This window comes from Brevibacillus antibioticus (assembly GCF_005217615.1).
Classification (GTDB): Bacteria; Bacillota; Bacilli; order Brevibacillales; family Brevibacillaceae; genus Brevibacillus; species Brevibacillus antibioticus.
Genome location: NZ_SZNK01000001.1, coordinates 124,722 through 137,479, shown reverse-complemented (window position 1 = coordinate 137,479; position 12,758 = coordinate 124,722). Strand labels below are relative to the sequence as shown.

Sequence of the window (12,758 nt, the reverse complement as noted above, 5' to 3'; positions counted from 1 at the left end):
CACGAAAAAATTTTACCAGGCACAATAAATCCGCTGACTGAATAAGATTGTTATGTGAAACAGTCAGTGTGTAAGCTCGCTGGATTTCTTTGGACTAAAGGGTGAAACTTGGGAAATAGTAGTTTACAGTCTCACCTCACACCAATATGTATGAGCAACTTCTTGTTAGGTGGGGGGAAGAGTAGATGGATTCTTCATCAGATAACGCAAAAAAGAAGCAATCTACAAATGGTTCATCAAATAACGCAAAAGAAAAGCAGTCTACCAATGGTTCATCAAATAATAATGCAAAAGAGAAGCAGTCTACCAATGGTTCATCAAATAACAAAAAGAAGAAGCCAACAACCAATAATCAATCGGCCTTACATTGCCTAACAGGCCCAAATTTAGAAATCCTCGTGGCTGTTCTTCTTTTAACTGGAAAGCTAAGAGTGGATTCTGTTCAATTGTTTAGACAAGCTACAATGATTGTCGGCTTAACAGGAGAGTACATTACACTTGGCGATCTCAATAATAAAAATGTCGATAATATGCTGAATTTCCTTAATGATAACGGGAGCATGACCGTAGATGATATCATTTCGGCTCTTAAAAAGAAAATGAGTACCTAATGAATTTTTAAGAAAGGAATGAGGTGAATTCAATGGTGAAAAATTTTGATGGTGAAAGTTTTTCAGAATCCGTATTATTCCTTATTTTACTTGCATTGCTGATATTTGGTTCAACTGATATTGCTGGTCTTTCCGCTCAGCCTACAAAGGCCTAAAGAACGTTATCGTCAAAAAAGCCGGATTACCGTGGGGTAATTCGGCTTTTTAATTTGGGTCAATCCTCTTTAAACTTACCTGTCAGGGCATTGATATCGATATCGTTAAGATTAATTTGATAGGCAAGAACCGGTTTGGCCAACCTCTTTCCATTAATAAATGGGTAGATGTATACGAGTTTAGTGGGTTTCGCCAGCAATGCCTGGGCTGCTGCATCTATGGAGACAGCCTTTCTCTTATCCGGGAGCTTGGTAGGCTTTTGATCAAGTTTTTGATGGTACTCGATGATTTTCCCCGTGACTCCATTCACACTAATATCAATGCCTCGTCCGTGTTTCAGCGGAAGTCCCTCAATAGATGGCACAAACGTTACTTCGTACTTATGTGGATTCTCCGTATCAGAATGCACCATGTAGTAGAACTCCTTTTCGTCCCGTTTGAGATAGGTTTGCAGGAACTGAACAGCTTTCTCAAGAACCTGCTTCTCCGACAATGTTGCCTTCCCTTTTTGGGGTTGGCCGTTCGCATAGCTTTTAAATCCGATCACAACGTCATCCTTCATAAATAAAAACTCTTTTTCATCAGGGGAAAAATAAAAACTTTCCATCTCGCCTTTGCCGATATTGCTGTTGAAGGTCCTACCCTGCAAGCTGATACCAAACTCACTTTCGTAAATCCGCGTTGCCTCCTGCTCATTCTTCACCTTTACTACCTTTCCACCAGGCGTGAGGGAGATTGGTTTCCACCTCCAGGTTACGTACTGCTGATTAGTGATCAGCTCAGCTCCTGTTACTGCGTCCACAAAACCGGAGAATACAGCTGAGTAAACGAGATCGGTCTGATTTTCACCAGTGGTGTACATGAGTTGTAGTAGGGGTGAGATACAGCGACTGAGCTGATCTTTCTTCATCGCCTGGGCTGGAGGGAGGAAGTCAGCGGGATTGACGTTGGTCAGCGTGTTTTCACCTGCCCAAAATGCGGTTACCTGTCCCGCACTGTTTAACGCCACCCGAAAATCATCGCCATATACCTCGATGCCATTTACATAGCGACGATAGATGACATCGCCTACAGGAGCCCGCGTTACCTCGTACTGGCTGACCATTTCACCGATCAAACCCTTCATGAAGGTATCGGCGCTCTTATACGCCAGCTTGTCATCCTGAACCTTGCTATCCCAATAAAACGTAAGCAGTTTCCCGGTTTCTGCATGGATATCGGCTCTGGCAAAGAATTCATTATTTTTTTCATAACGAATTTCGTACACAGGCTGGTCTTTCGTTTCCAAGGTAATATATCTTGATGTGTCATCGAGCGCTGGGAAGAGCATTTGCAGCTTTTGCTCCGTTCGTTTTGCCTTTTCGCTTAACTGATTTTCCTGAAGGTGAGCGGCTGCTTGTTGGTTGCCTGCCTGATTTGCCATGACTGTGCCCGAGGCTGGTGACAGGAGCAGTGTGGCTGTTAGGAGTGCACTACTTGCCAGTACAGGATAACACCTTTGAGAGGTCGAGGTCATATGCATATCCTCCATCTTTACTTGTCGTTGAAGCTCACACAATAAGACGACGTTAGGGAAAAATTGTCACCTCGCCTTACGTGAGACAAGCCTACGCACCTTTAATAGACAAGCAATCATGGCGTAAGATCCAGGGAAAATAACAAAGAGAAAAAGGGCCCTTATAAGGCCCTTTCATCCGTGTTTCTTGTCTGCTATTCAGTTACCTACTTCTCTTGTTCAGCTTGTGATAGTGCGCAAACAACTGATCGCAGTCCTCACGCTTCTCGACCTTGATCATGTTCAAAACACTCTGATCCTTACCGGAAAAATAGTCGCGTAGATGCTTGTCCGAAAAACCGTGCTCGTGCGCATCCTCCGCAGTCGAGCAGTAATGAACGACCTTGATGCCAGACCAAATGATAGCACCTACGCACATCGGGCAAGGCTCGCATGTCGCGTAAATTTCGCAGCCTGTCAGGTCCATCGTGCCGAGCGTCTTGCACGCTTCGCGAATGGCTACCATCTCTGCGTGCTGGGACGGGTCCATATCTGCCATCATGCGATTGCTGCATACGGCGATGATTTCGTTCCCTTTCACGACAGCCGCTCCAAAAGGTCCGCCGAGCTTGTTGTTCATACCTTCCAGCGTTTTTTCCACTGCCAGCTTCATGTAATCCATTGCCTTGCATCCTCCCTTAAGAGGCCTTTATTTTACGATGTGTGTCCCTGCTTTGTTCGTAATTGCATCCTTTAAGCTCTCCGGATTCGTAATGATCACGCTTGACCCGTTTTTCTCCAAAAAGCTCAGGCTTGCCTCAATTTTTGGCAGCATGCTGCCTTTTGCGAAATGCTCTTCACGAACGTATTGCTTCGTTTCCTCTACTGTGATGCGCTCCAGCGCCTTTTGATTCGGCTTGCCGAAGTTAATGCATACCTGCGGAACACCTGTCGTAATGATCAAGGTCTGTGCATCGATTTGTTCTGCCAGCAAGCTGGTGGCAAAATCTTTGTCGATGACAGCATCAATCCCATCGTACGTATTTTCGCCCGATTTCACAACCGGAATACCCCCGCCGCCAACAGCGACTACCACATATCCCGCTTCGATCAACGATTTGATTGCGTCTTTTTCCACGATGTCGATTGGCTTAGGGGATGGAACCACTCTTCTGTAGCCGCGACCGGAATCCTCGATAAATACCCAGTCCGGATGCTCTTTGCGCATCTCTCCCGCTTGCTCCAGCGTGAAGAAGGAGCCGACTGGCTTCGTTGGATTTTGGAAGTTCGGATCATCCTTGCTGACTTCTACCTGTGTGATGACGCTGGCAACCTTTTTATTGATTCCTCTTTTGGCAAATTCGTTGGTGAGTGCCTGCTGGATTTGGTAGCCGATTCCGCCCTGCGTATCCGCCACGCAATTGACCAGCGGGATCGTAGGCATCCCGGACACTTCATTGGCGATTTCGCATCGTTGCAAAGCAAATCCAACCTGCGGTCCGTTGCCGTGAGTAACGACAACGTTGTATCCTTCCTCCACCATATCTGCTATATTTACTGCGGTTTCACATACGGCTTCATATTGGTCTTGAATCGTGTTGCGACCATTATCCTTAACTAATGAGTTGCCGCCGATAGCAACAATAACGAGTTTTTCCACTGGGCACTTCTCCCTTTGTTAAGATGCTTTTGCAGCTGTTTCACTCTGCGCGATCGTGCTTGGTTTGTTCCATTTATAGCACAGCGCATATAAGACGCCGGATATGATCGTCCCGCTAAGGAATGCTGACTTGCTGATGTTTGCCAATAGTGGCACATTTGGCAGGAAAGAGCCGGATAGCGTAATCAAGAAGCTGACGATCAATACGCCGCATGCCACCATATTAAAGCCGTTCTTGAATTCTCCATTTTCACCCGGTTTTACGTAGATCGCAGATAAATCTAGCCTTCTTTTTCTTTCAATGAAGAAACTGACTAGCATGATCCCCGTAATTGGACCGTACATGGAGCCGATAAAGCTATAGAACATATACAGCGCGGCCGTACCATTTACCAGCTTCCAAGGTAAAATGACAGTCCCCAATACAGCTGTCAAGATAGCTGCTGATTTCACTGTAAACATTTTCGGAAGAAGCGCTGTCATTTGCAGTCCAGATGGAAGCAAATTACCAAATACAACATAGCTCGTCGAACCTATATTCAGTGCCAGCAACAAGATAATGACGGCAACAGGATTCCCAATTTGATCAATGGCAACGACGACATTAAAGTCTTTGATGCCAAACGCGATTTGCGTCCCAACCAACAATCCTACACAAGTAATTCCAAACAAGATGTAGGATGCAATCATTCCAAGCGGCAGACCAATCATCGGAGCTTTCGGGTGTTTTGCCCTTTGCGTAAGGTCTGCGATATTGACAATCGGGCCACCCCAGTTCGATACCAATGCACTTACACATGCGATAAATACAAGCCAATTCTCCATCGGTTTGGCAGGAGCATAAGCAAAGATTGGACCAAATCCGCCAGCAACGCTGATCGCCCAAATCGCTGCACCAACGATGAAAATATAGATGATCGGTGAAGACCATTTACTAAACAGACTGAGAATTTTCATTCCACCTAAAAACAATCCAACAGTAATGACCCAGAGGATCACATAAGAAAGCATGGTCGGGAAATCTAATCCGAGAAAATCAAAGCCTGGAACCATACTCTTATAGCCAGGGAATATTTTCTCAAAAATGACATTAAAGGATTGTGCGCCAATAATTGTTTTTGTCCCAAAAAACACGACCCCAGCGATGAGCCCACGACATATAGCAGGGATGATCGAGCCTTTTACACCAAAGGAGCTGCGCAACAGCATCGAATAGCCAATCCCGTACTTTGTTCCCGCATAGCCATTCAACACATAGCCCGCCGAAACGATCAAGGCAGCAATCATGACCGCCCACAAGACTTGCGGAACGGATAATCCGAGGACAAAGAATCCGGCTACCGTCATGTACGACATGAGATTATGCACAGCGCCCATCCATACGGTCACGTAGTTAAAGGTGCCCCAATCTCGATTTTCGGAAGTCTTTGGCAAAATATCGTCCGCGTATCCATAGGACTTGAATTCTTCATATGATTCCTTTACGTTTGCCTGTCCCATGTTCATTCACCTTCCTCATTCGACCCAGCTTTCCGCAACCTTCTTTTGCTGCGAAAGCTGAGTCACCTAGGATGAAAAGCTATTGGCTAATCGTTTCCGTCACTGCGAGCAATGCCTTTTCAAAAGCTTCCATTGGCGGATAGGTAATACCCGCACCGATCATGCCGATACCTGCGTCTTTATGCGCGATAGCCGTGTTGATAATCGGCAGGATGCCAGTTTGGATCACCTGACGAATATCGATTCCTGTTGCGACACCTTGGAAGTCTAGGAGTGGAATCGTTACGTTTGGATTTTCTGCTGTCGTAATTTCTTTCATCGTGGTGGAGAAGCCGATCGCTTCTTCAACCGTTCCGCCTACGAGTGCAACAATCGCTGGAGCTGCCGCCATCGCGAAGCCACCAATCCCGTATGTTTCGGTGATCGCACTGTCCCCGATATCCAAGCCGGAATCCTCTGGCTTGTAGCCTGCAAACATCGGACCGATTACCTTTTGAGCTGGCCCAGTAAACCAGGTGTTGCCAGCCATACCGCTTACACGGATACCGAACTCAACGCCATTACGCGCCATCGTGGTAACAATCGTGCTATTCTCGATGCCGTGCGCTGCGTCAAGTGCGCATTTGCACAGAGCCATCCATGTCGGACCGGAGAAGTAATCGCTGCTTGCGACGAAGTCGAATACTTCGCGCTTCTGTTCTTTTGTGAAATCCGTCTCCAAAATGTAAGGAGTCAGCGCTTGAATCAACAGGCTCGTACCTGCGTTGTTGCGGTTGTGGCATTCGTCACCCATGTGCAGCGCCTGCGCCAGCATGAGACGAAGATCGATTTCGCCAGCGATTTTCATTGCGTCACGCAGCATTGGTCCCAATACATCGCGCATCCAGTTCAGGCGGGCGATAACACTTTCATCGTTGGCACCCATGCGCAAAATTTTAGCCATTTGCTCACTCAGGTTGGTGTAAGCGACGTTGCCATACGTCTTGTTTTTCACCACATGCATGAACATCGAAGCGGATGTCACACCTGCCATGGAGCCTACGCAGTTGTGTTCGTGGCATGGAGAGAACGTAATTGCGCCAGAAGCAGCTACCTGTTCAGCTTCCTCGATGTCTTTTGCCAAGCCCTCGAATACGATTGCTCCGGTTACAGCACCTTTCATTGAGCCGCACATTTTGTCCCAAGTGATCGGCGGACCTGCGTGCAGAATCGTTGTTTTCGTCATGCCTGGTACCACATTGATCGCTTGGTCGAAGCCAACAAGCATCGGCTGGGAGTTGATGATACGCTCTACCGCCAGCTTGTTTGCCGCAGCAATTTTCTCAGCGACAGCAGCGTTTTCCAGTTTGTCGAGAGCGTTGATTAGCTCAGGCTTTCCGCCGCCTGGTGGCTTCCAATCCAGATGAGATGCATTCGCATTTTGCTTGATGATATCGTCTTTGAAAAACTCAATCCCTACGTTGATCGCATGAATTTTCCCGTTAAACAGCTCGTTGATTTTGCTCATGATTATTCCCCTTTCGCAACAAATTCTCTAGCCAGAAGACCTGCGTTCGTGCTGCTGCTTGCAATCGTGACACCCGCATCCATCAGCTTCTTCACTTGCTCATCAAAGTTCGGTGTATCGAGGTCTGTACCCAGCACGTAGCCCAGGATTTCCAGGTGTCTGCCTTCCTTGGCAGCATTCGCTTTTGCTTCCAGGATCGCTGGCAGCATCACGCCGACAGGATCTTCGTGGGAACCGAAGCCCAAGATGAAGTCCATCAGAATGACACCGACAGAAGGATCTTTTGCTTCTTCCAAAAATCTTGCGATGCGCGTGGAAGGATCGATCATCGGGTGCGGTTTGCCATTTGTAAAGTCGTCATCGCCCATGTCGAGGAACGTGTGAGCCTTGCTCTCATGGATGTTTTTCAGCTTGTAGTCTGCTTTCTTTTGGATGTTGCTGTATACGTCTTCATACTTGTCCATCGCGAGGTACATGGCTTCGTCGCACAGCGTACCGCCGCAGAACAGCCCGCGGACGTATTTTTGTTCCGGTGTCAGCTTTGCCCGCACTTCTTCAATCAACGGCCAGTTGAGTGCGCGCTTGTTAAGCTCGTCTTCATTGGCACCAGCCAGCACAACTGCTTTGATGGCTGCTTCCTTGCTCGTCTTCGCAAAATGTCCACCTGCTTCCAGAACTGGCGTTTCTTCTCCACCAATGAAATACACAACGACAGGTTTTTTGCAGCTTTTCACTTGCGCCAACACTTTTTCCTGTACACTTGCTGCTGGTGGCTTGGAAATGAGTACGATGACCTTTGTCGCCTCATCCTCTTCCAGTGCTTTGATTCCATCGAGCATCATGATGCCGCCGACTTGCTCGGAGAGGTCGCGACCGCCTGTACCGATCAGCTGCGTGATACCGCCGCCGAAGTCGTGGATACGCACGCTCACCTCTTGGCTGCCTGTACCAGATGCACCTACGATCCCGATGTTGCCTTTTCTCACAGCGTTTCCGAAGCACAGCGCCACATTGCCGATAATAGCTGTACCGCAGTCAGGCCCCATCATCAAGAGACCTTTTTCATGCGCGAATTGCTTGAGGGCGATTTCTTCCTCGATGCTCACGTTATCGCTGAACAGCATGACATGCAGATCGTTTTCCAATGCTTTTCTCGCTTCTCTCGCTGCAAATGCGCCGTTTACCGAGATGACAGCCAGGTTTGCCTCTGGAATGCTGGCTGCCGCAGAATCAATCGTGGAGTATTTGATCTCCGTTGCAGATTTGCTGCCGCCTTTTTTCTTGAACAACTCTTCGATGGCGATGAGAGCACTCTCGCACAGCTCGTCTGTCGCTGCCTTCACCACGATCATCAAGTCGCTCGTTTTCGCTGCTTCTAGCTCAGGTGTGAGCAAACCGACGTTTTTCAATACCTCTTTATTCATGTCGGTGCCCATCGCGATAACCGCTTGTTCGACACCTTCAATTTGATTCGCTTTTGTAGAGAGAGACATCAGGGATACCGAGTCAAAATACGTGCTTTGCTTGATTACGACTTTGGTAGACATACATTACCTCCAGCTTCTAGATTTCGTTCCAAACCACATAGGATGCCAAGCAGGATATCCGTACCCGACGACGAGCCGATCCTGATGATTTTGTCTAAAGCAGGGACAAGCTCTTCCAAGGAGCCGGATATCATGCATGAAAGCAGGTCATTTAGCGACTCTCTTACTTGTCCATGTGCTGCTTTTTTCAGCGTGATCGCACTGATTTCGTTCGTTAATGCTTGGGACGAACGGACGATTTCATCGAAAAATGGGCATGACAAACAAGAGGAAATGTTTTGCATCTTGTATACACTGCACAATCCCACTAAAAAGTCGTCACCCGATGGTGTTAACCCCGGCCCCAGTCCGATAAGACTTATCGCATGCTGAGTAGCTGACTCTATGCGTTTGTTCGCCAGATCGTTGGAAAGCATACCTGCACGCTGGATCAGCATACGGGACATCTCTTTCTCAAACGGACTGGCAGGTTGGGAGGACATCTTCATGCCCCCCGTCTTGCCGTATTCGTCTACGTAGTTTTTCGTGAACGCCACATTTCGGCGCAATACTTCTACGGCTTCTATGTCACAAGGATAGGAAGGAAGGACCCCTTCCCACTTTGCTGCTTGCTGAATCCATATTCGCAAATCCGCTCCGATAACGAGCGTGCCATCTTCGGTGATGACCGGAGTATTAACGGGCAGCCCCAGCTCTGAAAAGCCTTTTACATCAATAATGAGCGTGTTCGGTGCATTGTCTAGCTGATGGTTGCCAATGGTGTACAATTCCCCGTTTTCGCTGCATTTCAGATTGATCGTGCGCTCAAAAGTACTGTGTACGGTCCCGCTAAAGTTTGATCGTGCCAAACGCTCAAGGAAACCAGCATCGCCAGACAACGCCTGGATGTACATGGGACGCTTTACTTGGCTCCTGCTTCCAGCAAGATGTTTTCGATTTCGGTGTAGCCTTTTCTTCTCGCAAGCTCAAGCGGTGTTACGCCGTATTTATCTACCATGTGCACATTGCAGCCATGCTCAATCAACAGCTTGATGATCGTTTGTTGCTTTTCACCGCCATCACCTAAGATGATCGCTTCGATCAGTGGTGTCCAGCCCACAAAGTTCGTATGGTTTACATTGATGTCAGTCGTCGTTACGAGCTCACGTACGATGTCCACATGACCTTTTTCAGACGCTGGGGTAATCCCTACGCCACCAAAACGAGTCAACAGCTCCAGGTTTGTTCCTGCCTTGATCATCATTTTGACGAGCTCCAGCTTGCCGTTGATGCAACCGAACAAGAACGGGTTGAAGCATGTCTCATCCTGCAAATCTACATCTGCACCTGCTTCTACCAAAAACGATACCGCTTCCAATTTGTCGTTCATCGCAGCAGTCAGAATCGCTGTACGCTTTTGTCTGTTTCTTGCGTTAATATCTACGCCCTGCTCCAGATGCTTTTTCAGTGCTTCGATATTCCCCTCAGCCGCTGCCTCGAGAAATGCTTGTACTACGCTTTTGTCTGTCATAGTAAGCCCTCCATGATCTCGTGATTGAACAACCCGCCAAGATTGGCTCGGTGCTTGCTCTTTTAAAAAACAATTAGACAAGCACCACGTACTTACATCATTATTTTAGACAGGGTGGATGGAATCGTCATTGTGTATGGAAACTAAAAAAATTGAGGTTCACTTGTGCACATTGCACAATTACAGGAATCCCTTTGTGGCAAAGGAGTGAACAAGGTGCTGACCATCAAAGATTTGCTTACCATTCAATCCATAGACGGCATCAAAATCATCGCAGGAGAGCAAGGCATTAACAACGTCATCTCCATCGTCAATATCATGGAGAACCCGGATGCTTTTGACTGGCTGTCTTCTAATGAATTACTGCTCTCCACCGGATATATTTTCAAGGACAATTCCGAGCTGCAAAATACAATCATAAAGGAATTGGCGGAGATCAACTGCTCCGGGCTCTGCATTAAGATGCATCGCTATTTCGATCAAATCCCGCAAAACATGATTGATCATGCCAACAAGTATGGACTGCCGCTTTTGGCCCTGCCTTTTGAATACACGCTGTCGAAAGTGATTGCCATTATTAACGAAAAAGCCTCCGGGCGCTACGATTTGTTGAATCGCAAAACATTGGACATGCATAACGCCCTGTTTCGCATTGCGCTGGAAGGTGGCGGACTGGATCGCATCGCCTCCGAGCTGTCTGAGACGATCAACAACCCGATCCTTATACTGGACCAGGACTGGCATCTGCTTCATTACACGGAAATCTGGCACAATCCGATTCCGCTTGACTCCTGCCTGACCTTAAGCAAAAACAGGCCTGTTTTTACCCGTGACTTCACGGAGTCCGTTCCGCGAAATATTAGCCAGATCAAAAAGTCGATCAAGCGTATCTACCATGCGAAGGATTATGAAGTTAAATGCAGGATTCTACCCGTTGCTGTAGCTAACCACATCTATGGATACATCGTCGTCTGGCAAACCGTTTGGGAGCTTACCGAATTTGACTACATCGTGTTAGAGCAAGCATCCACGATCGTGGCGCTGGAGCGGATCAAGGCGAGGGAAATCGAGGAAGTGAAGCTGAAGATCAGGCAAGACTTTTTCGATGACTTGCTCACAGGTAAAATTACGTCCTCTGACTCGCTGCAAACCTTGTGTGATTTGCACGGATTGCAATCGAGCTACATGTATTTTTGTATGGTCATGAATATCGAGCCGATTGAGCTGGAAAATTTGGAGGATATCATCGATCGCAAATACGAGCTGGATCGGATCGCCAAAAAGTGTGTTGACCTCGTCTATGACAATTCGAGTAAAGCTCCTGGAGAAATCACCTGCTTTTATCGGAACAATCGAATCATTATCCTCATCGGACAAAACGAGCAAAAACCCGTGGTGTCTGCAAGTGAAGCCAAGCAATTCGCGAATGAGCTGTACAGCGCTCTCGTGGATAAAATCAAGAAAACCTTGTTCTTTATTGGGGTCGGACGTCAGTATAAAAACATCGCTTCTCTCCATAAGAGCTTTACCGAAGCACATGAAGCGATCCGCCTAATGCAAAAGTTCAACAGCAAGGGCGAAGTCTCTCATTTCGATGATTACTCCGTCTATCATTTCCTGGGTTCCAACATTAAGGACATTGAATTGGAAGACTTCTTTTTGAAGCGTCTGGGGAAGCTGTACGAGCATGATCAAGAGTTCGGTACGAGCCTCATGGTGACCTTGGACAATTATTTTCTGTACAATCAAAACGTCAGTGAAGCGGCGAAAGCGATGTTCATTCACCGCAATACGTTTATTTACCGAATTGAGAAGATCAAGGAGATTTTGAACATGGATTTGAAAAACTCGGAGGAACTACTGCAAATCCAGCTGGCGCTCAAGATCGGTAAGCTTTTGCATAAGGAGTAAAACTCGGAAGGGCTTGGTCATCAGGCTGTAGTGGTCGGGAGGAAGGCGTGCCACATGTTTTCCAGTCGCCTTTTTCCTCACTTTGTTCGGGCGGTCTCCTTCCAAACATGTGACACACCTTCCCGTACAGCTGATGGGGCACTCGTTTCGAACTGCATTGGGAGTGGGGCTTGCCGAAGATTTCGCTTGAATACAAAAAGAGCCTCTTTAAAGGGGCTCTTTTCTCTTAGTTGCTACTGTTTAGTTATGAATATATTTTTCAAAGACTTTACCAAAATCTTTGACGACATACTTGTATCGGATGTCCTCCAGCCAATCGAAGGTGTATTGGTTGATGGACTTGAATTGTGAAGCTACGTCTGCTTGTTGCCCAGTTACGCGCCCCAGTGTGCTTTGGGCGACGTGGAGGCTTTCTTTTGCATGTTGGAGCGCAAGTTCGTTATCGTGCATAGTCGAGGCGATCTTCACAAGTGCTTTGTAGAGGTCTTTTAATTCCTCCAAATGCTTTTTGTTTACATCGATCGAGTAGTGCTCATTGCCCATCGTGAACTTGATTTCCACATCCAAATCGACGGTTCCGGCTGTTTCCAGATACACGTTAGAGATCGGGTGTGTATGGTAGGAATAGCGGCGCAACATGCGTTTTTTGCTGGTGGCACTCGTTCCATCCAGATGCACTAGTCCCAGATTGGTGAAGCAATATTCGTCGGACTTTGATTTGATCAAAAAATAGATTTTCTCATTGTCCTCATGCATGATGTAATCATCAGCGTCCACCTTGTCGTAATCCGCTGGTTTTACCACAATTCCCACATTGCTCAAGCCGAGCGCGTCTGCTGCAAGCTTTCCAAACATGAATGA

11 protein-coding genes are annotated in these 12,758 nt (G+C 47.2%); 2 read left to right on the top strand and 9 right to left on the bottom strand.

From position 1 onward, the window contains the following. Positions 1 to 185 precede the first annotated feature (185 nt). On the top strand, positions 186 to 611 hold the full coding sequence (locus tag E8L90_RS00660) for a hypothetical protein (protein WP_137027554.1): 426 nt from the start codon (positions 186 to 188) through the stop codon (positions 609 to 611). Between the two features lie 214 nt (positions 612 to 825). Here E8L90_RS00660 and E8L90_RS00655 read toward each other — a convergent pair whose 3' ends face one another. From E8L90_RS00655 to E8L90_RS00620, 8 genes are all read right to left on the bottom strand, one after another. Next, complete coding sequence (locus E8L90_RS00655) at positions 826 to 2,283, bottom strand: YcdB/YcdC domain-containing protein (protein ID WP_137027553.1); 1,458 nt, start codon at positions 2,281 to 2,283, stop codon at positions 826 to 828. 202 nt (positions 2,284 to 2,485) lie between these two features. Beyond that, complete coding sequence (locus E8L90_RS00650; RefSeq protein WP_137027552.1) at positions 2,486 to 2,944, bottom strand: nucleoside deaminase; 459 nt, start codon at positions 2,942 to 2,944, stop codon at positions 2,486 to 2,488. Between the two features lie 27 nt (positions 2,945 to 2,971). Continuing rightward, positions 2,972 to 3,922 (bottom strand): carbamate kinase, encoded by a 951-nt coding sequence (arcC, locus tag E8L90_RS00645; protein WP_137027551.1) that lies wholly within the window; start codon positions 3,920 to 3,922, stop codon positions 2,972 to 2,974. Between the two features lie 18 nt (positions 3,923 to 3,940). Further along, complete coding sequence (locus tag E8L90_RS00640; RefSeq protein WP_137033210.1) at positions 3,941 to 5,422, bottom strand: cytosine permease; 1,482 nt, start codon at positions 5,420 to 5,422, stop codon at positions 3,941 to 3,943. A gap of 79 nt (positions 5,423 to 5,501) precedes the next feature. Then, on the bottom strand, positions 5,502 to 6,929 hold the full coding sequence (locus E8L90_RS00635; RefSeq protein WP_137027550.1) for a YlbE family protein: 1,428 nt from the start codon (positions 6,927 to 6,929) through the stop codon (positions 5,502 to 5,504). A gap of 2 nt (positions 6,930 to 6,931) precedes the next feature. Beyond that, positions 6,932 to 8,476: an acyl-CoA synthetase FdrA gene (gene fdrA, locus E8L90_RS00630; RefSeq protein ID WP_015892751.1), complete on the bottom strand. Its 1,545-nt coding sequence runs from the start codon at positions 8,474 to 8,476 to the stop codon at positions 6,932 to 6,934. Further along, entirely contained in the window at positions 8,458 to 9,369 is a 912-nt protein-coding gene (locus E8L90_RS00625) for an oxamate carbamoyltransferase subunit AllH family protein (protein ID WP_137027549.1), read from the bottom strand. Before E8L90_RS00625 ends, fdrA begins: the two co-directional genes overlap by 19 nt. An 8-nt stretch (positions 9,370 to 9,377) precedes the next feature. After that, positions 9,378 to 9,986, bottom strand: a complete 609-nt coding sequence (locus tag E8L90_RS00620) for an ankyrin repeat domain-containing protein (protein WP_064202704.1) — start codon at positions 9,984 to 9,986, stop codon at positions 9,378 to 9,380. 216 nt (positions 9,987 to 10,202) lie between these two features. Between E8L90_RS00620 and E8L90_RS00615 the strand changes: the two genes are divergently transcribed. After that, positions 10,203 to 11,897: a PucR family transcriptional regulator gene (locus tag E8L90_RS00615; RefSeq protein WP_137027548.1), complete on the top strand. Its 1,695-nt coding sequence runs from the start codon at positions 10,203 to 10,205 to the stop codon at positions 11,895 to 11,897. A 240-nt stretch (positions 11,898 to 12,137) separates the two neighbouring features. Here E8L90_RS00615 and E8L90_RS00605 read toward each other — a convergent pair whose 3' ends face one another. Next, positions 12,138 to 12,752 carry a PH domain-containing protein gene (locus tag E8L90_RS00605; protein WP_064202702.1) on the bottom strand — a complete coding sequence of 205 codons (615 nt, stop codon included), beginning with the start codon at positions 12,750 to 12,752 and terminating at the stop codon, positions 12,138 to 12,140. Positions 12,753 to 12,758: the final 6 nt, after the last annotated feature.